The sequence below is a fragment of the Allobosea sp. UNC402CLCol genome, assembly GCF_000745475.1.
Taxonomy (GTDB): domain Bacteria; phylum Pseudomonadota; class Alphaproteobacteria; order Rhizobiales; family Beijerinckiaceae; genus Allobosea; species Allobosea spartocytisi.
In genome coordinates this window covers 116,794-136,796 of record NZ_JQJJ01000009.1, presented here as the reverse complement: position 1 = coordinate 136,796, position 20,003 = coordinate 116,794, and the positions used below count along the sequence as shown (strand labels likewise).

18 protein-coding genes and 1 tRNA gene are annotated in these 20,003 nt (G+C 67.1%); 11 read left to right on the top strand and 8 right to left on the bottom strand.

The features are described 5' to 3' along the window. Positions 1–2: 2 nt before the first annotated feature. From GY40_RS07975 to GY40_RS07940, 7 genes are read left to right on the top strand one after another with little or no spacing between them, the layout of a single operon-like run. Complete coding sequence (locus tag GY40_RS07975; protein ID WP_038360712.1) at positions 3–998, top strand: LLM class flavin-dependent oxidoreductase; 996 nt, start codon at positions 3–5, stop codon at positions 996–998. 22 nt (positions 999–1,020) lie between these two features. After that, a complete protein-coding gene (locus GY40_RS07970) occupies positions 1,021–2,376 on the top strand; it encodes an LLM class flavin-dependent oxidoreductase (protein WP_038360710.1) in 1,356 nt (451 codons plus the stop codon). Positions 2,377–2,411: 35 nt separating this feature from the next. After that, the gene (locus GY40_RS07965) at positions 2,412–2,948 is read left to right on the top strand and encodes a GNAT family N-acetyltransferase (protein ID WP_038360707.1); all 537 of its coding nucleotides are present in this window, start codon (positions 2,412–2,414) and stop codon (positions 2,946–2,948) included. A gap of 41 nt (positions 2,949–2,989) precedes the next feature. Continuing rightward, on the top strand, positions 2,990–4,783 hold the full coding sequence (locus GY40_RS28465; protein ID WP_081925259.1) for an amino acid ABC transporter permease/ATP-binding protein: 1,794 nt from the start codon (positions 2,990–2,992) through the stop codon (positions 4,781–4,783). A gap of 31 nt (positions 4,784–4,814) precedes the next feature. Beyond that, the gene (locus GY40_RS07950; RefSeq protein ID WP_038360704.1) at positions 4,815–5,747 is read left to right on the top strand and encodes an ABC transporter substrate-binding protein; all 933 of its coding nucleotides are present in this window, start codon (positions 4,815–4,817) and stop codon (positions 5,745–5,747) included. Between the two features lie 44 nt (positions 5,748–5,791). After that, the gene (locus GY40_RS07945) at positions 5,792–6,724 is read left to right on the top strand and encodes an ABC transporter substrate-binding protein (protein WP_038360702.1); all 933 of its coding nucleotides are present in this window, start codon (positions 5,792–5,794) and stop codon (positions 6,722–6,724) included. Between the two features lie 6 nt (positions 6,725–6,730). Beyond that, positions 6,731–7,825, top strand: coding sequence for an LLM class flavin-dependent oxidoreductase (locus GY40_RS07940; protein WP_081925258.1), 1,095 nt, complete (start codon positions 6,731–6,733; stop codon positions 7,823–7,825). A gap of 171 nt (positions 7,826–7,996) precedes the next feature. On the opposite strand, the gene GY40_RS07935 is transcribed toward GY40_RS07940, so the two are convergent. The 4 genes from GY40_RS07935 to GY40_RS07920 form a co-directional block, all read right to left on the bottom strand. Further along, positions 7,997–8,072, bottom strand: a tRNA-Thr gene (locus tag GY40_RS07935). A gap of 104 nt (positions 8,073–8,176) precedes the next feature. Next, the gene (locus GY40_RS07930) at positions 8,177–9,115 is read right to left on the bottom strand and encodes a prephenate/arogenate dehydrogenase family protein (RefSeq protein WP_038360699.1); all 939 of its coding nucleotides are present in this window, start codon (positions 9,113–9,115) and stop codon (positions 8,177–8,179) included. 5 nt (positions 9,116–9,120) lie between these two features. Further along, positions 9,121–10,224, bottom strand: a complete 1,104-nt coding sequence (hisC, locus tag GY40_RS07925) for a histidinol-phosphate transaminase (RefSeq protein WP_038360696.1) — start codon at positions 10,222–10,224, stop codon at positions 9,121–9,123. 157 nt (positions 10,225–10,381) lie between these two features. Continuing rightward, positions 10,382–11,218, bottom strand: a complete 837-nt coding sequence (locus GY40_RS07920; RefSeq protein ID WP_038360693.1) for a chorismate mutase — start codon at positions 11,216–11,218, stop codon at positions 10,382–10,384. A 169-nt stretch (positions 11,219–11,387) separates the two neighbouring features. Between GY40_RS07920 and GY40_RS07915 the strand changes: the two genes are divergently transcribed. Further along, positions 11,388–12,557 carry a homoserine O-acetyltransferase MetX gene (locus GY40_RS07915; RefSeq protein ID WP_038360691.1) on the top strand — a complete coding sequence of 390 codons (1,170 nt, stop codon included), beginning with the start codon at positions 11,388–11,390 and terminating at the stop codon, positions 12,555–12,557. Between the two features lie 2 nt (positions 12,558–12,559). Then, positions 12,560–13,183 (top strand): methionine biosynthesis protein MetW, encoded by a 624-nt coding sequence (gene metW / locus GY40_RS07910; RefSeq protein WP_038360688.1) that lies wholly within the window; start codon positions 12,560–12,562, stop codon positions 13,181–13,183. Between the two features lie 215 nt (positions 13,184–13,398). On the opposite strand, the gene clpB is transcribed toward metW, so the two are convergent. Then, on the bottom strand, positions 13,399–16,017 hold the full coding sequence (clpB, locus tag GY40_RS07905) for an ATP-dependent chaperone ClpB (RefSeq protein ID WP_038360685.1): 2,619 nt from the start codon (positions 16,015–16,017) through the stop codon (positions 13,399–13,401). Positions 16,018–16,191: 174 nt separating this feature from the next. Between clpB and GY40_RS07900 the strand changes: the two genes are divergently transcribed. Together GY40_RS07900 and GY40_RS07895 are read left to right on the top strand one after the other, a co-directional pair. Further along, positions 16,192–16,509 carry a DUF2293 domain-containing protein gene (locus GY40_RS07900; protein ID WP_038360682.1) on the top strand — a complete coding sequence of 106 codons (318 nt, stop codon included), beginning with the start codon at positions 16,192–16,194 and terminating at the stop codon, positions 16,507–16,509. An 80-nt stretch (positions 16,510–16,589) separates the two neighbouring features. Continuing rightward, complete coding sequence (locus GY40_RS07895; protein ID WP_051987829.1) at positions 16,590–17,375, top strand: MOSC domain-containing protein; 786 nt, start codon at positions 16,590–16,592, stop codon at positions 17,373–17,375. Between the two features lie 79 nt (positions 17,376–17,454). Here GY40_RS07895 and GY40_RS07890 read toward each other — a convergent pair whose 3' ends face one another. The 3 genes from GY40_RS07890 to GY40_RS28190 form a co-directional block, all read right to left on the bottom strand. After that, the gene (locus GY40_RS07890) at positions 17,455–18,441 is read right to left on the bottom strand and encodes a DUF4167 domain-containing protein (protein ID WP_248311122.1); all 987 of its coding nucleotides are present in this window, start codon (positions 18,439–18,441) and stop codon (positions 17,455–17,457) included. A 406-nt stretch (positions 18,442–18,847) separates the two neighbouring features. After that, positions 18,848–19,687: a peptide chain release factor N(5)-glutamine methyltransferase gene (gene prmC, locus GY40_RS07885; protein WP_038360679.1), complete on the bottom strand. Its 840-nt coding sequence runs from the start codon at positions 19,685–19,687 to the stop codon at positions 18,848–18,850. Between the two features lie 53 nt (positions 19,688–19,740). Further along, positions 19,741–19,992 carry a hypothetical protein gene (locus tag GY40_RS28190; RefSeq protein WP_038360676.1) on the bottom strand — a complete coding sequence of 84 codons (252 nt, stop codon included), beginning with the start codon at positions 19,990–19,992 and terminating at the stop codon, positions 19,741–19,743. Positions 19,993–20,003 lie beyond the last annotated feature (11 nt).

The following is a 20,003-nucleotide window of genomic DNA, read 5'->3' as shown; positions in this document are numbered from 1 at the left end:
CGATGAGCTACCGCCTGAGCCTCCTCGACAAGAGCCCGATCCCGGAAGGCGAGAACGCCGCCGTTGCGCTGCAACGGACGGTCGCGCTGGCACAGACGGCCGAACGGCTCGGATACACGCGCTTCTGGGTCGCCGAGCATCACGGCTCTCCCGGTCTGGCGAGCTCCGCTCCCGAGGTGCTGATCGCCTATCTCGCCGCGCGCACGCGCAGCATCCGGATCGGCTCCGGCGGTGTCCTCTTGCCGCATTACAGCCCCTACAAGGTCGCGGAGATCTTCAATGTCCTGGCGTCGCTCGCACCGGGGCGGGTCGATCTCGGCATCGGGCGCGCGCCCGGCGGGTTGCCGGCGTCGACACGGGCGCTCCGCGTCCTCCACGCATCCGGTCCCGCCCACGACTTCAGCGCACAGTTGAGCGAGCTCGATACGTTCCTGAGCGTCCACACCGCGGAGGAAGGGGCAGCGCGCGCTCTGCCGCAGCCGCCCGTTTCACCCGAACGCTTTCTGCTGGGCGGCAGCCCCGACAGCGCCAGGCTGGCCGGGGAGCGCGGCTGGAATTTCGTCTTCGCCGGCCAGCATAATGGCGACGAGAAGGCGATAGAGGCGAGCTTCGAAGCCTATGCCGGCGCGGGCGGCAAAGGACCGGTCCTGCTGGCCGTGACGGCTCTCGCCGCGCCGTCGCCGGACGAGGCGCGCAGCCTCACCGATGCGCTGAAGATCGTGCGCGTGACGCTCGACGATGGCCACAGCGTCAATCTCGGCTCGGAAGAGCAGGCGGCGGAATATGCCCGGCAGGCCGGCGCCGTCGCCTACCACACCGAAATCCGCAAGCCGCAGATCGTTTCCGGCACGGCCGAGCAGGTTCGCCGCGAGCTGGAGCGGCTGCAGGCACGCTTCGGCGTCCGTGAATTCATCATCGATACACCGCCCGCCGCCGCCGAGAAGCGGCTCGCGTCCGTGATGCTGCTGGCCGGCGAAGCGCCGGCGCTCGCAGCCTGATCATTCGGAAAGGACGAGATCCATGGCCAAGAGCACCGTGACTCCCCGCCTGACCTTCGGCGTGATGCTGCAGGGCGCCGGCAGCCACATGAATGCGTGGCGTCATCCGAGCAATCCGCCGGATGCCAGCGTCAATCTGGACTTCTTCATCCGCAATGCCCGGAAAGCGGAGGAGAACGGCATCGCCTTCGCCTTCATCGCCGACGGGCTCTACATCAACGAGAAGTCGATCCCGCATTTCCTCAACCGCTTCGAGCCGCTGACGATTCTCTCGGCGCTGGCGGTCGCGACCCGGAAACTCGGCCTCGTCGGAACGGTCTCGACCTCCTATAGCGACCCGTTCACGATCGCCCGGCAATTCGCCTCGCTCGATCTGATCAGCGGTGGACGTGCGGGTTGGAACGCCGTGACATCCCCGTTGGAAGGATCGGGCCGCAACTACAGCCGGCCCCATCCCGAACATGCTTTGCGCTACGAGATCGCGCATGAATATCTCGATATCGCCAAGGGCCTGTGGGATTCCTGGGATGACGACGCCTTCCCGCGCGACCGCGAGACCGGCCGCTTCTTCGACCGCGAGAAGCTGCATACGCTCGGCTACAAGGGCCGCTTCTTCCAGGTCGAGGGGCCGCTGAACATCCAGCGCTCGCCGCAGGGGCAGCCCGTGCTGTTCCAGGCCGGCGCCTCCGAAGCGGGCATTGGCCTCGCCGGCAAGCATGCGGATGCGGTCTTCGCCAACCATGTCCCGCTGGAGGAGGCCCAGGCGCTCTATCGCGCCATCAAGACGAGTGCGGTGGCGCAGGGCCGCAGCGCCGACGAGGTGAAGCTGTTTCCGGGCGCGGGTCCGATCGTCGGCCGCACCCCGGCCGAAGCCGAGGAGAAATATCGCGCGATCCGGGCGCTGATCTCGATCGAGGACGCGCTCGCCTATCTCGGCCGCTTCTTCGACCATCATGATTTCAGCGCCTATCCGCTGGACGCGCCCTTCCCCGAGCTCGGCGATATCGGCAAGAACAGCTTCCGCTCGACGACCGACCGCATCAAGCGCAACGCGATTCTGAAGCGCCAGACCCTGCGCGAAGCGGCGCTGGAAGCCGCGACCCCGCGCACGGACCTGATCGGCTCGGCGGAGGAGGTTGCCGGCCGCCTGATCGAGCGCGTCGAGAAGCAGGCAGCCGACGGCTTCGTGCTCGGCTTCCCGGTCCTCGGAGAAGGTCTCGACGACTTCATCGCGCTTGTCATTCCCGTCCTGGAAGAGCGCGGCGTCTATGACCGCAGCCTGCCGGGCCAGACCTTGCGCGATCATCTCGGCCTGCCGCGTCGCGAGAGCCGCCATGCGCGCAATGCCCCCGCGCAAACCGTGCGCAGAGCGGGCTGAGATCGCCGCCACCGCTTGTGAGAAAGGCTCCGGAGATGGCCGATCAGTTCGTCTACACCACCCCGCTCGACCCGCGCGCGCAGCCGCTCGTCGAGCAGCTGACCTGGGAATACGCAACCCGCTACGGCAGCTATTTCGGCGATCCGCCCGGCGCCGAGATGAGCCGCTACCCCGCCGCGCTTTTCGCTCCGCCGGACGGTAATTTCGTGCTGCTCCTGCGGGATGGCCGGGCGGTCGCCGGCGGCGCCTTCAAGCGCTACGACTCCCATACCGCCGAGCTCAAGCGGGTCTGGACCGATGCCGCGCTGCGCCGCCAGGGGTTGGCGCGCCGCATCGTCGAAGAGCTGGAACAGCAGGCGGTCCGCCAAGGCTACGACAAAATCTATCTGACCACCGGCTTCCGCCAACCCGAGGCCAAGGCGCTTTATCTGGGCGCCGGCTATACGGCCCTGTTCGACCTGACCGTCGACCCCGAGACCTATGGCATCCTGCCATTCGAGAAGGCGCTTTCGGTCACGCCGTCGAGACGGGCCCCGCCATCGGAAAGCCACCGATCGCTCGACGCGGCCTGACGGCCGCACCAACACACCGCCTTCAGCCCGAAAGATCCGACATGACCCTCGCCAGCGACTTCGCGGGCCTGCCCTCGCACGCCCATCAGCCAGCGCCCGGGCGCGACTTCAGCCGCTACCGGATCGTGCCGGCCCGCTATCCCGGGCGGATCATCGGCACGGTCTTCGCAGGCATCGTGATCTTCGCGATCCTGAATTCGGTGCTGTCGAATCCGCGCTGGGGCTGGGACGTCTTCGCCGAGTGGTTCTTTGCCGAGCCGGTGCTGGTCGGCCTTGGACGCACACTCCTGCTGACGCTGCTCGGCACGGTGTTCGGCTTCCTGCTCGGGACGCTGCTGGCGCTGGCGCGGGTCTCGGGCTCGCCGCTGCTGGCGTCCCTGTCCTGGGGCTATGTCTGGCTCTTCCGCTCGATCCCGCTGATCGTGCTGCTGCTGATCCTGAACAATCTCGGCTATCTCTACAGCACGATCTGGCTGGGCATCCCCTTCACCGATATCAGCTTCGGCTCCTGGCAGACGACGCAGCTCATCACGCCGTTCCTCGCCGCCGTGCTGGGGCTCACGCTCAACGCCGCCGCCTTCTCATCCGAGATCGTGCGCGGCGGCATCCTGTCCGTCGATCAGGGCCAGCACGAGGCCGCCGCCGCGCTCGGCCTGCCGAGGCGGCGCCAGATCTCGCGCATCGTGCTGCCGCAGGCGATGCGCTCGATCCTGCCTACGGCCTTCAACGAGATCATCAGCCTCGCGAAGGGGACCAGCCAGGTCTACATCCTCGCCCTGCCAGAGCTGTTCTACACCATCCAGGTCATCTACCGGCGCAATCTCGAGGTGATCCCGCTGCTGATGGTGGCGACGGTCTGGTACCTCGTCATCCTCAGCGTCCTCTCCTTCTTCCAGCGCCATATCGAGCGCCACTACGCCCGCGGTGCGCTGCGCAACCCACCGCCATCGGCGATCGATGGCGCCCTGCGCTGGCTCGGCCGCGGCCGAGACAACACGAGCACCGCCTTCGCCGCGCCGGCACCGGTCGCCAACCGGCAGGACGCGGCCTCGCTCGCGACGCTGTCGCCGCGTCGCGGCGGTGAGATCCGCATCAGCCATGTCTCGAAGAGCTTCGGCCCGCTCAAGGTGCTCGACGATGTCGGCCTCGCGCTGAAGCCGGGCAGCGTCACCGCCATCATCGGCCAGTCCGGCTCGGGCAAATCGACGCTGCTGCGCGCGATCAACCATCTGGAGCGGGTCGACGAAGGCTTCATCGCCATCGACGGCGAATTGATCGGCTACCGGCAGGACGGCGAGACGCTCTACGAACTGAAGGAGAAGGACATCCTGAAGCGCCGCATCGACGTCGGCATGGTCTTCCAGAACTTCAACCTCTTCCCCCATCTCACCGCGATCGAGAACATCGCCGAGGCGCCGGTGACGGTGCGTGGCCTCTCCCGCGAACAGGCGCTGGCCGAGGCGCGGGAGCTGCTTGCCCGCGTCGGCCTCGCCGACAAGGTCGATGCCTATCCGCGCCAGCTCTCCGGCGGCCAGCAGCAGCGCGTCGCCATCGCCCGCGCGCTCGCCTTGAAACCCAAGGTCCTGCTCTTCGACGAGCCGACCTCGGCGCTGGACCCCGAGCTCGTCGGCGAGGTGCTCGACGTCATCAAGGAACTCGCCCGCTCCGGCACGACGCTCGTCATCGTCACCCATGAGATCGGCTTCGCCCGCGAGGTCGCCGATCAGGTCGTCTTCATGGAGGCCGGCCGCATCCTCGAGACCGGCGCGCCGGCGAAGGTGCTGGGCGAGCCCGACCATCCCCGCACCCGCGAATTCCTCGCCAAGGTGCTCTGACGCTCAAAGTTTTCGGACAAGGAACACGATCATGCTGACCAGACGCGCTTCGCTCGCCCTTTTCGCCGGTGCGGCTTCTTCTGCGCTCATCCCCGCCGGGGCCTTCGCCCAGCAGGCAATCGACCTCTCGCCCGAACAGCCGGGCCGTCCCCGCGCCCAGCGCGACGAGGAGGCGATCAGGCTCATCGCCGGGGATGCCAAATTCGCCAAGGACGGCGTCTTCACCGTCGGCAACAATACCGGGCGCTTTCCCTTCAGCGGTTTCGCGACCGACAACAGGACGGTCATCGGCGCGGAGGCGGAGATCGCGCAGCTTGTTGCCGATGCCCTCGGCCGCAAGCTCGAGATCGTCACCACGGCCTGGGCCGACTGGCCGCTCGGCGTGGTCTCGGGCAAGTTCGACGCGGTCATCTCCAACGTCACGGTCACCGAGCAGCGCAAGGAGAAGTTCGACTTCTCGACCTACCGCAAGGACCTGCTCGGCTTCTATGTGAAGAAGGGCAACGAGATCGTCATCCGCGAGCCGCGCGACGTGGCGGGGCTGAAGGTCATCGTCTCCTCCGGCACCAACCAGGAGCAGATCCTGCTCCGCTGGAACGAGGCCAACACCAAGGCCGGGCTGAAGCCGGTCGATATCCAGTATTACGACGACGACGTCGTTCTCTATCTCGCGCTCGAATCCGGCCGCGCCGACGCCTATCTCGGCCCGAACGCCCTGCTGAGCTTCAAGGCCGCGCAGGAGGGCAAGACGCGGCTCGCCGGCAATTTCAGCGGCGGCTGGCCGGAACTGGCCGAGATCGCCGTCACGACGCGCAAGGGCGCGGGCCTCGCCGACGCGATCACCCACGCGCTCAACACCCAGATCGGGAACGGCAACTACGCCAAGGTGCTCGCGCGCTGGAACCTGACGGCCGAAGCGATCGCTCAGTCGCGCACCAATCCGCCCGGCCTGCCGAAGGCTTGAGCCGCGGCCAGCACCCCATCGATCTTTCAGGACTGGAGTTCATCATGATTCCGCGACGGACACTCCTGTCGCTTCTCGTCGGCGCACTCAGCACCACGAGCCTGCCCGCCTTCGCCCAGCAGGCGCCCTTCGATCTCGGCCCCGAACAGCCCGGTCGTATCCGTGCCGAGAAGGACCCGGCGGCCATCGCGCGCGTCCCGAACAATTACGCCTTCGCCGAGCCCGGTGTGCTCACCGTCGGGATCAGCCCCGGCGGGCCCCCGCTCGCGACCTATGCCACCGATGCGAAGACGGTGATCGGGGCCGATCCCGACTTCGCGCTGCTCATCGCCGGCAGCCTCGGCCTGAAGCTGAACCTCGTGCCCGTGGCCTGGGCCGACTGGCCGCTCGGCCTTGCCTCCGGGAAATACGACGCCGTCATCTCCAATGTCGGCGTCACCGAGCAGCGCAAGGAGAAGTTCGACTTCTCGACCTACCGGCAAGGGCTGCACGGCTTCTTCGTCAAGGCCGACAGCAGGATCGCCGGCATCAGGGAGCCGAAGGACGCCGCCGGGCTCACCATCGCCGTCGGCGGCGGCACCAATCAGGAGCGCATCCTGGTCGAGTGGAGCAAGCAGAACGTCGCAGCCGGCCTGAAGCCGATCGAGCTCCAGCTTTTCGACGACGAGGCAGCGCGTCTCGTCTCGCTGCGCTCCGGCAGGTCGGACGTCATCGTCCAGCCCCACGCGCAACTCGTCTTCATCGCCGCGCGCGACAAGGACATCAGGCGCATCGGCACCTTGAGCGCCGGCTGGCCGCTGAAATCCGATGTCGCGATCGCAACCCGCAAGGGCAGCGGGCTCGTCGACGCGCTGACGCTCGCGACCAACAACCTGATCGCGAACGGCAAGTACGGGCAGGCGCTCGCCCGCTGGGGGCTGGAGGAGGAAGCCCTGCCGCGTTCCGAGACCAACCCGCCCGGCCTGCCGAAATACTGAAAAGCCATGACGCAGCTCTCGATCCGCAACATCGCCTTCCTGACGCCCGGCAACTACGACGACGCCGATCCACGCACCGGCCTGGAGGAGACGCTCTCGCTGTTCGAATATGGCGAGGCGCTCGGTTTCGAGAGCGCCTGGGTGCGCCAGCGCCATCTCGAACCGGGTGTCTCCTCGGCGGCGACCTTTCTCGCCGCCGCGACCCAGCGCACCCGGCGCATCGGGCTCGGCAGCGCCGTCATCCAGATGGGTTACGAGAACCCGTTCCGGCTGGCGGAGGATCTGTCACTGGTCGATGTGCTCTCCGGCGGACGGCTGAACATCGGCCTGAGCGCCGGGGCCCCTCCCTTCGGCAAGCTGCTGGGAGAACGCCTCTTCGACGGCGACCCGGCGGCCATCGACTTCTCCCATGCCCGCGTGGCGCGCCTGGCGGCCAATATCGCGGGCGACTGGCTGGGCGAGCCGCAGGCACGCATCACCTCGGCAGCCGGCGAGCATCGCCCCCGGCTGCGGCCGCACGCGCAGGGCTTGCGCCAGCGGCTCTGGTATGGCGGCGGCTCGCTGCGCTCCGCCCGCTGGGCGTCCGAGAACGGCTTTCATCTCCTCCTCGGCAACATCAACACCGGCGAGGAGACCGACGATTTCTTCGAGACACAGCGGCGCCATGTCGAGACCTTCCGCACGCATTGGCGCGGACCGGCCGAGCCGCGCATCGCCATCGGCCGGGTGATCGTGCCGCTCGATGGCGCCGATACCGGGACGCGGCAGCGCTATCGTGACTATGCCGCCAGCCGCCAGGCGCGCACGCTGGCGCCGCAGGGCGAGCGGCGGACGCTGATCGCGCCGGACATCGTCGGGCCGGCCGCGGACATCGTCGAAAGACTGGAGGCCGATCCGGTGCTGCGACTGGTCGACACGCTGCGGCTGGAACTGCCGTATAATTTCAGCCTCGCCGACCATCGCCAGATCCTGACGGATTTCGTCGAGCTGGTCGCACCGCGACTTGGTTGGCGCGGGCAACGACCATCCGCAGCCGAGATCACGCCTGCGGGAGGCGCCCACCTATCAGACGCCGCCATCGCGTATCATCGCTCGGCGTGAGAGCTGAGAACCCTTCCCGTGCGACAGCCTCACCGTCTTTCCGGAGGGGCTGACATTTCGAAGCGCAGGGTCGGTCGGGGCCATCTGTTGGCCGCGAATGTCGTCCGCGAACGCCAAACACGAAAAGACCGACCGGTTGGGTCGGTTCGTAAACGTCAGCGAAGAGGAAAATGGTGCCGCTTGAGGGATTCGAACCCCCGACCCCCTCATTACGAATGAGGTGCTCTACCAGCTGAGCTAAAGCGGCAACGGGTGGCGCTGTACCAGCAGGGGGGCGGCTTGGCAAGCCGCAAGCGGCGCCATGCACAGCACCGAAGCCCCGGCGATTCTCCGGCGCGATCCCGTGTCCCCTCAATCCTTGCGCAGCTTCTCCGTCTCCGGCTTCTCCTGGCCGAGAGCGACGATGCCGCGGCGGATGGCGCGGGTACGGGTGAAGTGCTTGTGCAGCGTCTCGCCGTCGCCATAGCGGATCGCGCGGGTGAGCAGAGCGAGGTCTTCGTTGAAGCGGCCGAGCATCTCCAGCACCGCTTCCTTGTTGTGCAGGAAGACGTCGCGCCACATCGTCGGGTCGGAGGCCGCGATGCGGGTGAAATCGCGGAAGCCGCCAGCCGAGAACTTGATGACTTCCGACTGCGTCACCGCCTCCAGATCCTCGGCCGTGCCGACGATGTTGTAGGCGATGAGATGCGGCAGATGGCTGGTGACGGCGAGCACGAGGTCATGGTGCTGCGCGCTCATCACCTCGACCAGCGCACCCATCCCCTCCCAGAACTGGCGGGTTTTCGCGATGGCCGCCGCATCGGTACCTTCCGGCGGCGTCAGGATGCACCAGCGATTGAGGAAGAGGCTCGGGAAGCCGGCATCGGGGCCGGAATTCTCGGTGCCCGCCACCGGGTGGGCCGGCACGAAGGAAACACCCTCGGGCAGATGCGGCAGGACGGCGTCGACGACCGAGCCCTTGACCGAGCCGACATCGGAGACGATCGCGCCCGCTTTGAGCGAAGGCGCGATTTCGGCCGCCACCGAACCGCAGGCGCCGACCGGCACGCAGAGGATGATGTGATCGGCGCCATCAGCCGCCTCGGCCACCGTATCAGCGACGGCATGGCCGAGATCGAGCTCGCGCGCCCGCTGGCGCACGGCCGCGTCCTGGTCGGCCAGCACGATCGTGCCGGCGAGGTTCAGCTCCTTCGCCGCCCGCGCGATCGAGGAGCCGATCAGCCCGATGCCGATGATGGCGAGGCGGGTGAAGACCGGTGTGGCGCGGCGCGGCGCGAAGCTCTCCGCCATCGGCGTCAGGCCTTGCCCGCGAGGAAGTCTGCGAGCGCGGCGACGACGAGGCGGTTCGCCTCCTCGGAACCGATGGTCATGCGCAGCGCGTCCGGCAAGCCATAGCCGCCGACGGCGCGCAGGATGAGACCGCGCCGGGTCAGGAAGGCGTCGGCCTCCTTGGCGGTCTTGCCCGGCGTCTTCGGGAAATGGATCAGGATGAAGTTGCCGACCGAGGGCGTGACCGCGAGGCCGAGCTTCTCGATCTCGGCGGTCGCCCAGGCGAGCCATTTGTCGTTGTGCTCGATCGCGGCCGCGACATGGGCCTCGTCGGCGACGGCGGCGGCACCGGCCTCGATGGCGGCTCCGTTGACGTTGAAGGGGCCGCGGATGCGCTCCAGCGCGTCGATGACATGGGCAGGCCCGTAGAGCCAGCCGATGCGCAGATTGGCGAGGCCGTAGATCTTCGAGAAGGTCCGCGTCATCACGACGTTCTCGCTCTCGGCGACAAGCTCGAGGCCCGACGCATAGTCGTTGCGCCGGACATATTCGGCATAGGCCGCGTCGAGCACCAGCAGGATATGCGGCGGCAGGCCGGCCTGCAGGCGCTTCACCTGATCGAAGGGCAGATAGGTGCCGGTCGGATTGTTGGGATTGGCGAGGAAGACGATCTTCGTCTTCGGCGTCACCGCCGCGAGGATGGCGTCGACATCGGCCGTATAGTTCTTCTCGGACACGACGACCGGCTTGCCGCCGGCGGCCAGGATGGCGATGCGATAGACCAGGAAGCCGTACTGGCTGTAGATGCCCTCATCGCCCTCGCCCAGATAGGCCTTGGTGACGAGTTCGAGCAGTTCGTCGGAGCCATTGCCGCAGATGATCCGCTGGGGATCGAGGCCGTAGCGGCCGGCGATCGCCTGCTTGAGCCGGCTCGACGAGCCATCGGGGTAGAGCTCCAGCTTGGCGGCGACGCCCTCGAAGGCCGCGATCGCCTTCGGGCTCGGACCCAGCGGGGTTTCGTTGGAGGAGAGCTTGTGCAGCTTCACGCCGGCGGGCGCGGCGGATTTGCCGGGAACATAAGCCTCGATCTCGAGGACGCCGGGACGGGGCACGGGGCGGGAGGCGGTCATCTATCGGTCTTTCGGTTCGATCCTTCCCCGTCATTCCGGGCGACCGGAGGGAGACCCGGAATCCATCGGAGGGCGATGCACTCTACGATGGATCCCGGGTCTGCGCTGCGCTTGCCCGGGATGACGACGGCGGATCAGAGGCGATACGTGAGAGCGTTCACGAACGGGCGGATTTGACGGCGAAACGGGCGGCGTGGCTGCCGACCTCCGAGAAGTCGCTGAGACCGGCGGGTGCGAGCGCAGCCCGGATCGCCGCCTGATCGACCTCGCCGGAGGCGGCGACCAGCAGCGACAGATGCGAGCCGTCGGCAGCCGAGGCCGAGACCTCGGCCAGATGCTCGGCAAGACCGTGGCGCAGCGCCTCCGACCAGCGCTCGACACGGGCGGCATAGAGCACGATCTCGCGCACCGCGGCGTCCGCCAGCGGCTTGGCGATACAGTAGACCGGCGTGCCGGCCGGATGGTCGGGGCGCTCGACGAAGGGCAGACGCGCGATGATCTTCGGCGCATCCGGCCCGATCAGGTCGCGCCACCAGATGCCGGCGCTGGCGCCCTGATCCATGCGGAAGATGCCGAGGTCGCCGGCGGATTCCGCAACGGCGCGGATTACGGCGCGGGCGTCCTCATGCGGGACGAAAGGCACCGTGAAGCCGAAATGGAAGCGGGCGGAATCGCGCATCGCCGGGTCGCCGCCCGAAACATCGGCATGGACCGAATAAGGCGCCTGCACATAGGTGAAGGTGGCGATGATGATGCGCCAGACGCTCTCGACGGTGTCGAGCGGCAGGAGGCCCTTATGGCTGAGCGCGAGCCGCTTCATGATGTCGGCCTCGCGGCCGGGGCGGAAGGCGGAGCCGGAGGCTTGCGTCTTCTTGATCGAGATCAGCGTCTCGATGATCTGCGAGCGCTCCATCAGCAGCGCATGCATCGTGCTGTCGATGCGGTCGATTTCGCTGCGCAGATCGGCAAGGGTGGTCGGGGCGGCTTCGGTCATGGCAACGCGCTTTCCGGCAAGGCCACGCTCCTTAGCGCTCCCGCCGCGCCTTGGCAAAGCCGGCTGCACAATCCCGCGTTGACAGCAGCGCCGTGGCAGGTCATCGCTAGAGTTCGATTTTCCGAACGCTTGGACCGGCAAGACAAATAACACTGCCGAAACGGACGATATGAGCGATCTCTCCCCCAGCCTCGCCGACCCGCTGAAGGAAGCCAACGAGCCTTCGAGCCCGGTCGCGCGCTTCGGGCCGGAAGCGCCGCTATTGATGGATTGCGGCGTCGTGCTCGACCACTGGCAGATCGCCTATCAGACCTACGGCACGCTGAACGCCGACAAGTCGAACGCGGTGCTGGTCTGCCACGCCCTGACCGGCGACCAGTATGTCGCGAGCCGCAACCCGATCACCGGCAAGGGCGGCTGGTGGACCGCGATGATCGGGCCGGGCAAGCCGATCGATACCGACCGCTTCTTCGTGATCTGCGCCAATGTCGTTGGCGGCTGCACGGGCACGACCGGCCCGGCCTCGACCAACCCGGCGACGGGCAAGCCGTGGGGCCTGTCCTTCCCGGTCGTCACCATCCGCGACATGGTGCGGGCGCAGGCGGCATTGATCGACTCGCTCGGCATCGAGACGCTGTTCTGCGTCGCCGGCGGCTCGATGGGCGGCATGCAGGTGCTGCAATGGGCGGCGAGCTATCCGGGCCGGGTGTTCTCGGCGCTGCCGCTGGCGACCGGCGCCAAGCATTCGGCGCAGAACATCGCCTTCCACGAGGTCGGCCGGCAGGCGGTGATGGCCGACCCGGACTGGCGCCAGGGACGCTATCTCGAAGAAGGCACCCGGCCTTCCAAGGGACTTTCGGTCGCCCGGATGGGAGCGCATATCACCTATCTCTCCGAGCAGGCGCTGCATCGCAAATTCGGCCGCAAGCTGCAGGACAGGGAGGCGCCGACCTTCTCCTTCGACGCGGATTTCCAGGTCGAGAGCTATCTGCGCCATCAGGGCCTGAGCTTCGTCGAGCGCTTCGACGCCAATTCCTATCTCTACGTCACGCGGGCGATGGATTATTTCGACCTCGCCGACGACCATGACGGAGTTCTGGCGCGCGCCTTCGCGGGGACGAAGACGCGCTTCTGCGTGGCCTCCTTCACCTCGGACTGGCTGTTCCCCACGGCGGATTCCCGCGCCATCGTGCATGCGCTCAACGCGGCCGGCGCTTCGGTCTCCTTCGTCGAGCTGGAGAGCGACAAGGGCCACGACGCCTTCCTGCTGGAAGAGCCCAATCTCTTCGCCACGACGCGCGGCTTCATCGGCGCGGCGGCGCGGGCGCGGGGACTCTGAGCATGACCCTCCCGGACAATCAGACGAACCGCATCGACCTCAAGCTCGTCGCCGAGATGGTGCAGCCCGGCACGCGCGTGCTCGATGTCGGCTGCGGTGACGGGGCGCTGCTGGCACTGCTCGCGGAGACCCGCAATGTCGATGCGCGCGGGATCGAGCTCTCGCGCGAAGGCGTGGCCGATTGCGTGGCGCGCGGGCTCTCGGTGATCCAGGGCGATGCCGACACCGATCTCGCCGACTACCCCGACGACTCGTTCGACTATGTCATCCTGTCCCAGACGATTCAGGCGACGCGCAATCCGCGCCTCGTGCTGGAGCAGATGCTCAGGATCGGCCGTCGCGCCATCGTTTCCTTCCCGAATTTCGGGCATTGGCGGATGCGCTCGCAGGTGTTCTTCCAGGGCCACATGCCAGTGACCGAGGCCCTGCCCTATAGCTGGTGGGACACGCCCAACATCCATTTCTGCACGATCCGCGACTTCGTCGCGCTCTGCGACCTGATCGGCGCGGAAAAAGAGCGCGCCGTCGCGCTCGACGCTGCCGGCGGCAAGGTCGGCGTCAAGGCGCCGTGGTGGTTCTGGAACCTGTTCGGCGCGCAGGCGGTGTTCCTGCTGAAGCGGGGGTGAATCCTTCTCCCCACCGGTTTCGGGCTTGCCCCAGACCGGCTTCTGGAGAGCGTATGTCGGAAACATCCGACATACGCGGAGAAGATGGCAGCGCTCAGCGCTGACGGATGAGGGCGACGCGACAGGCAAAGAAAAGGGCCGCTTGCGCGACCCTTCCCTCATCCGTCTACTCCGCAGACACCTTCTCCCCCGAGGGGAGAAGGGCGCTTGCGATTTCAGTTCAGCGCCACACCCACGGGCCGCTTCTCCTTCACGGCCGCGACATGGCCCAGCATCAGCGAGCCCGGACCGACGGTGATCGGCACCGTCTCGCCATCGACGATCTCGCCGGCCAGGATGGCTTCCGCCAGCGGATCCTGAACGAACTTCTGGATCACGCGCTTCAGCGGGCGCGCGCCATAGGCGGGGTCATAACCCTTGTCGGCCAGCCACTCGCGCGCCTCCTTCGAGAGCTCGAGCGTGATCTTGCGATCGGTCAGCAGCTTCTGCAGCCGGGCCATCTGGATATCGACGATGGCGTCCATGTCCTTCCGCCGCAGGCGATGGAACAGGATGATGTCGTCGATCCGGTTCAGGAACTCGGGCCGGAAGGCGTGGCGAACCACGCCCATCACCTCGTCGCGCACCGCATCACTGTCCTGCCCCTCGGGCTGGTTCACCAGGAACTCCGAACCGAGATTCGAGGTCATGATGATCAACACGTTGCGGAAATCGACCGTGCGGCCCTGGCCATCGGTCAGGCGGCCATCGTCGAGAACCTGCAGCAGGACGTTGAACACGTCCGGATGCGCCTTCTCGATCTCGTCGAAGAGCACGACCTGATAGGGCCGGCGGCGGACCGCCTCCGTCAGCGCCCCGCCCTCCTCATAGCCGACATAGCCGGGAGGCGCGCCGATCAGCCGGGCGACCGAGTGCTTCTCCATGTACTCGGACATGTCGATGCGCAGGAGCGCGGTGTCGTCGTCGAACAGGAAGGATGCCAGCGCCTTGGTCAGCTCCGTCTTGCCGACGCCGGTGGGGCCGAGGAACATGAAGGAGCCGATCGGACGGTTGGGATCCTGCAGGCCGGCCCGCGCACGACGGACCGCGGTCGAGACCGCCTCCACCGCCTCGCGCTGCCCGACGACGCGGGAGCCCAGAACCTCCTCCATGCGGAGCAGCTTCTCCCTCTCGCCTTCGAGCATGCGATCGACCGGCACGCCGGTCCAGCGGCTGACGACCTGCGCGACATGGTCCGGCGTTACCGCCTCCTCGACCATGCCGGCGCCCTCGCCCTTCTCCTCGACCTCGGCGAGCTGCTTCTCGAGCCCGGGGATCTCGCCATAGGCAAGCTCGCCCGCCCGCTGATACTCGCCCTTGCGTTGCGCCTGGGCGAGTTCGTTGCGGGCGTTGTCGAGCTTGGTTTTCAGCTCGGCGGCGTGGCCGAGCTTGTCCTTCTCGGCTTTCCACTTGGCCGTGATGGTGTCGGAGCGCGACTCCAGATCGGCCAGCTCGGATTCGAGCCGCTTCAGCCGCTCCTTCGAGCCGGCGTCGTTCTCCTTCTTGAGCGCCTCCTGCTCGATCTTGAGACGGACGATCTCGCGGTCGATCGAATCCAGCTCCTCGGGCTTGGAATCGACCTGCATGCGCAGGCGCGCCGAGGCCTCGTCGACGAGGTCGATCGCCTTGTCCGGCAGGAAGCGGTCGGTGATGTAGCGATTCGACAGGGTCGCCGCCGAGACCAGCGCCGAATCCGTGATGCGGACGCGGTGATGCTGCTCGTATTTCTCCTTCAGGCCGCGCAGGATCGAGATGGTGTCCTCGACCGTCGGCTCGTCGACGAAGACCGGCTGGAAGCGCCGCGCCAGCGCCGCATCCTTCTCGACGTACTTGCGATACTCGTCGAGCGTGGTCGCCCCGATGCAGTGCAGTTCGCCGCGGGCAAGCGCCGGCTTCAGCAGGTTCGACGCATCCATCGCGCCATCGGTCTTGCCGGCGCCGACCAGGGTGTGCATCTCGTCGATGAACAGGATGATGCCGCCATCCGAGGACGAAACCTCGGTCAGCACCGCCTTCAGCCGCTCCTCGAACTCGCCGCGATATTTCGCGCCGGCGATGAGCGAGCCCATGTCGAGGGCGAGCAGTTCCTTGTCCTTCAGGCTCTCGGGCACGTCGCCATTGACGATGCGCAAGGCGAGGCCCTCGGCGATGGCGGTCTTGCCGACGCCGGGCTCGCCGATCAGGACGGGATTGTTCTTGGTCCGGCGCGACAGCACCTGGATGGTGCGGCGGATCTCCTCGTCGCGGCCGATCACCGGGTCGAGCTTGCCCTCGCGCGCCGCGGCCGTGAGGTCACGGGCATATTTCTTCAGCGCGTCATAGGCCTGCTCGGCCGAAGCGGAATCGGCGGTGCGGCCCTTGCGGATCGCCTCGATCGCGGCATTCAGCGCCTGCGGGGTGACGCCCGCCTTCGACAGCGCCTTGCCGGCCTCGGTGTCCTTCTCGATCGCGAGCGCGAGCAAAAGCCGCTCGACCGTGACGAAACTGTCGCCGGCCTTCTCGGCCGCCTTCTCGGCGGTGTCGAAGACGCGGGCGAGGCCCGGCGTCAGGTTGAGGCCGCCCGAGCCGCCCGAGACCTTCGGCAGCTTCGCCAGCGCCTGGTCGACAAGCTGCAGCGCGAGGCGCGACTGGCCACCGGCCCGGTCGATGAGACCTGCCGCCATGCCTTCGTTGTCGTCGAGCAACGCCTTGAGCAGATGCTCGGGGGTGAATTGCTGGTTGCCCTCGCGCAGCGCGATCGTCTGCGCCGCCTGGAGGAAGCCCTTCGCCCGGTCAGTATATTTTTCAATGTTCATTCAGATCACTCCGCCCGCAGGCCGCGCCCCGTAGCGACGCAAGACCCGCTGCCTTTCATCAGGATAGGGCGCCGCGATGGGCCGCCCTTCGCCTCCCAAGATAGTGTGACATTGGCGCAACGGAAGAGGGGGCGATGCAATTGACCTCGGCCTCGCGCCAGGCGCAGATCGGGCATGGCCGGGACCAAGCGACAGCAGGCGATTCGTCGGGCGCTGAGAGCGCTGGCGCCAGGCATCCCGCTTTCCGACGCAGAGGCGGTGATCACCCTGGCGGAGCGGCGCCACATGAAGGATCTGCCGCCATCGACGGCACTGTGGCTCGCACTCGGCAGCCATGTCCGCCACGTCCATACCGATTACGAGCGTCTGCTGGGCGAGGGCTATGACCGCGATGCCGCCCGCTTCTTCGTCGCCGACGAAACCGATGCGGTGCTGGCCGGCTGGGGCTGCCAGCGTTCGGTCGCGGATGGAGAAGACGATGCGGACGCTTGATCGAAACGGATACAGAATTTGATCTGTCAGGGCGCCTGAAGGCGGCTATCGTCCGGCAGATTGCAACGGCCGGACAGATCATGCGCATCGAGACGCTTTACCGCTATCCCGTGAAGGGGCTTTCGCCGGAGCGCCTGTCGCAGGCCACCCTGCCGGCAGGCGGCTATTTTCCAGGCGATCGGCTCTTCGCCATCGAGAACGGCCCTTCGGGTTTCGACCCGGCCGAGCCGGTGCATCAGCCGAAGATCAAATACCTCATGCTGATGCGCAACGAATCGCTGGCGCGGCTGCGCACGCGCTACGACGATGCCAGCGGCGATCTCGTCATCCGGCACGAGGGCAAGGAGGCTTTGCGTGCCCCCATGGCCACCGAAGAGGGTCACGCCGCGCTCGCCCGCTTCTTCGAGAGTTTCATGCCGGACGAGTTGCGCGGGGAGCCGAAACTGCTGACGGCGCCCTCAACCTATCGCTTCACCGATTCCCGCTCCGGCTTCGTCTCGATCATCAACCTCGCCAGCGTCGCCGATCTCGAAGGGCGGCTCGGACGGCCGGTCGATCCGCTGCGCTTCCGCGGCAACCTGATGGTGAGCGGGCTTTCGGCCTGGGGGGAAAACGACCTCGTCGGCCGCGACCTCGATGGGCCGGACGGCCTGAAGCTACAGGTCATCAAGCGGATCGAGCGTTGCGCCGCGACCAATGTCGACCCGGATACCGGCGCCCGCGACATGCAGATCCCGAAGGCGCTGATGAAGAATTACGGCCATGTCGATTGCGGCATCTATTGCCGCATCATTGCCGGCGGAACGCTGCGGGAAGGCGACGCCCTCATGCCGTCCGAGACGCCCGCGGAACTCGGCATCGCCTGACCATCCCGGAGAGCACCGCAGACAAGAAAAAGGGCCCTTGCGGGCCCTTTTTTATCTCTGATGGTCCGATGCTCCGAACTTACTCGGCAGAACCGTCCGTCTCGGAACCCAGCGCGTCCATGACCTCGCGCGGCGACCGGCGACGGCGCACCCGCTTGGCCGGAGCGGCCTCCTCGGCGGTATCGCCGACCGGGGCGGGCTCAGCAGGTTCCGCAGCCACCGGCTCGACCGGCGCCACGGTGGTGCGGACCGGGTTCGTCAGGAAGGACGGCAGCGCGCTGGCGACGTCTTCCCCCTCGGGCTCGGGCTGCCGCTCGCGACGCGGGCGGCGCTCGGCGCGCTGCGGACGCTCGAAGGAGCGCTCGGCCTGCGGCTGCTCGGCAGCGACGGGCGCCACCGGCTCCCCGACATTGCCAACCGGAATGTCGGAACGCGGTGCGTCGGGACGCGGCGTGTAACCGCCCTGCCCGGCTTCGCCGTTGCGATCGAAGCGGCGCTCGCCACGATCCTGCCGGTCGAAGCGACGCTCGTTGTTATTGTTGTTGTTGTTATTGTTGTTGTTGTTGAAGCGCTCGCGGCGGTTCTGACGGTCGAAGCGCTGGCCGCCACCTTGCGACTGGCCGTCGCCGGCTTCGCCCTCGGCGCGCTGGCCACCATGCCCGTTATAGCCGTTGCCGTTCATCTGGCCGTTCTGACCACGGAAATCCGGCTGCGGGCCCGTGCCCGGCTGGAAGGAGCCGTCGTCGTCCCCCTCCTCCTCCATGTCGTCCTCGACATCGACGAAGGCGCGATTGGGCGGGAAGGTATGGCCGAATTGCTGCGTCATCTGCTCCTGCGCTGCGAGCAGGATGCGATAATAGTGTTCGGCGTGCTGGAAGTAGCCCTCGGCAGCAACGGTATCACCCGAAGATTGCGCATCGCGAGCGAGCTGCAAATACTTCTCGGCGACGTGCTGAGCCGTGCCGCGGACCTTTACGTCCGGCCCGTTCGACTCGTAGCTACGCTGCAAAGGGTTGGGAGATTTACGATTGCCGTTATTGTTGCCGTTATTGCTACGGCCGCGCATACGCCGGTTCTGACCTGGTCTCATTCGCGTCTGTCTCGCGCTTCTTTGTTCAAAGCAACCGTGGCGTCGTCATGCGCGTTTCGACACACAGCGGGTTGCGACGCCGTGTCGGGCTGAGTGGACCTGAAGGGGCCTTGCGCCGTTTCTGGTCTTCACGCGCTCTTATTCCAAAAGGGGATCCATCCCCATGGGCCGAGGGGCGCCGCAGCGCCTTCGGAGTCCAATCTGGCAGGTCAGTTACATCGCTTCAGGAACACGCCCGTAAACAATGCTGATCTTGAGCAAGGCCTGCCGATGAAAGGGGCCGCCCAAGGCTCCGGCTCTGACGCCGCCAGCTTCGGCTGAAAGCTGCATAACCGCTTTTGGCTGCTTCTCCAAGCGAAATCGACCAAAAGCCTGTGCATGATCAGGCGGGCGCAAAGATCAGGGCCCGCTCATGCCCTCCGAGATCGTAACGGCTCGCCTGCAATTCAAGGCCCCCGCCTGCCATGATCGAAGCGATATCCTGCTTCTGGCCGGCGCCGATCTCGAGAACAATGGAGCCGCCGGGCGCCAGAAGGGCCGGCAGGCTGCGGGCGAAGCATCGGTAAGGATCAAGCCCGTCAGGCCCGCCATCGAGGGCGAGGCGCGGATCGTGCTCGCGCACCTCGACCGCCAGCGTCGCGATATCGGAGGACGGGATATAGGGCGGGTTCGAGACGATCAGGTCGAAAGGGCCACTCAGCCCTTCGGTCCAACGGCCCTGGCGGAAGGAAACCCGCCCGGCGACGCCGTTCCGTGCAGCGTTGCCGGCGGCGGTCCCGCAGGCTTCCGCTGAGAGATCGATGCCGAGCCCCGTCGCGTTCCGGCACTCGCTGAGCAGGGCCACGAGAAGGCAGCCCGTGCCGGTGCCCAGATCCAGGATCGACAGCGTCTCGTCCCGGCGTCCGCCCAACCGGTCCAATGCCGCCTCGACGATGGTCTCGCTATCCGGCCGCGGCTCCAGCGTCGCCGGCGAGAGGCGGAAGGTAAGCCCCCAGAATTCACGCTCGCCGAGGACCCGCCAGACCGGCTCACCGGCGATCCGCCGATGCAGGAAACCGGCGAGCACCGCGGCGGTGGCGGGGTCGAGCGAACGATCCGGGTCGAGATGGCGCGTCTCCAGCGCTCCTTCGAGCAGAAGGCGCGCTTCGAGCCCGGCCGGCTCGATGCCGGCATGACGCAGGGCCCGGACGACAAGACGCCGCGCCTCCCTCACGGTCGGCACGGCGCCCTCCCCTAACCCCTCGACGGCCGCTCGGGCCGCTCGGTCAGTCGGGTTCAGCTGTTGCCCTGCATCTTCTGGTCGACGCACAGCTTCATCTTGGTGCGGAGCGAGGCCTTGCTCTCGCGAGCGCCCCTCATCTCCGTCTGGCAGGCCTTGCGGGCTTGAGCCTGGGTCATCGCTCCCTGAAGCGCCGCCGGCTTGCCGGACGTCACCTTGCGCATGGTCTGCTCCTGCGCCTGTGAAGCGCCGGACATGGCCAGAGCCATCAACCCGGCCATCGCGATCGTCGATACGGTCTTCATCATGGGAGGTTCCC

Excerpts from the sequence above, each read along its gene's own strand:
- GY40_RS07975 (WP_038360712.1), top strand. The coding sequence starts at position 3 with ATGAGCTACCGCCTGAGCCTCCTCGACAAGAGCCCGATCCCGGAAGGC.
- GY40_RS07970 (WP_038360710.1), top strand. The coding sequence starts at position 1,021 with ATGGCCAAGAGCACCGTGACTCCCCGCCTGACCTTCGGCGTGATGCTG.
- GY40_RS07965 (WP_038360707.1), top strand. The coding sequence starts at position 2,412 with ATGGCCGATCAGTTCGTCTACACCACCCCGCTCGACCCGCGCGCGCAG.
- GY40_RS28465 (WP_081925259.1), top strand. The coding sequence starts at position 2,990 with ATGACCCTCGCCAGCGACTTCGCGGGCCTGCCCTCGCACGCCCATCAG.
- GY40_RS07950 (WP_038360704.1), top strand. The coding sequence starts at position 4,815 with ATGCTGACCAGACGCGCTTCGCTCGCCCTTTTCGCCGGTGCGGCTTCT.
- GY40_RS07945 (WP_038360702.1), top strand. The coding sequence starts at position 5,792 with ATGATTCCGCGACGGACACTCCTGTCGCTTCTCGTCGGCGCACTCAGC.
- GY40_RS07940 (WP_081925258.1), top strand. The coding sequence starts at position 6,731 with ATGACGCAGCTCTCGATCCGCAACATCGCCTTCCTGACGCCCGGCAAC.
- GY40_RS07930 (WP_038360699.1), bottom strand. The coding sequence starts at position 9,115 with ATGGCGGAGAGCTTCGCGCCGCGCCGCGCCACACCGGTCTTCACCCGC.
- hisC (WP_038360696.1), bottom strand. The coding sequence starts at position 10,224 with ATGACCGCCTCCCGCCCCGTGCCCCGTCCCGGCGTCCTCGAGATCGAG.
- GY40_RS07920 (WP_038360693.1), bottom strand. The coding sequence starts at position 11,218 with ATGACCGAAGCCGCCCCGACCACCCTTGCCGATCTGCGCAGCGAAATC.
- GY40_RS07915 (WP_038360691.1), top strand. The coding sequence starts at position 11,388 with ATGAGCGATCTCTCCCCCAGCCTCGCCGACCCGCTGAAGGAAGCCAAC.
- metW (WP_038360688.1), top strand. The coding sequence starts at position 12,560 with ATGACCCTCCCGGACAATCAGACGAACCGCATCGACCTCAAGCTCGTC.
- clpB (WP_038360685.1), bottom strand. The coding sequence starts at position 16,017 with ATGAACATTGAAAAATATACTGACCGGGCGAAGGGCTTCCTCCAGGCG.
- GY40_RS07900 (WP_038360682.1), top strand. The coding sequence starts at position 16,192 with ATGGCCGGGACCAAGCGACAGCAGGCGATTCGTCGGGCGCTGAGAGCG.
- GY40_RS07895 (WP_051987829.1), top strand. The coding sequence starts at position 16,590 with ATGCGCATCGAGACGCTTTACCGCTATCCCGTGAAGGGGCTTTCGCCG.
- GY40_RS07890 (WP_248311122.1), bottom strand. The coding sequence starts at position 18,441 with ATGCGCGGCCGTAGCAATAACGGCAACAATAACGGCAATCGTAAATCT.
- GY40_RS28190 (WP_038360676.1), bottom strand. The coding sequence starts at position 19,992 with ATGATGAAGACCGTATCGACGATCGCGATGGCCGGGTTGATGGCTCTG.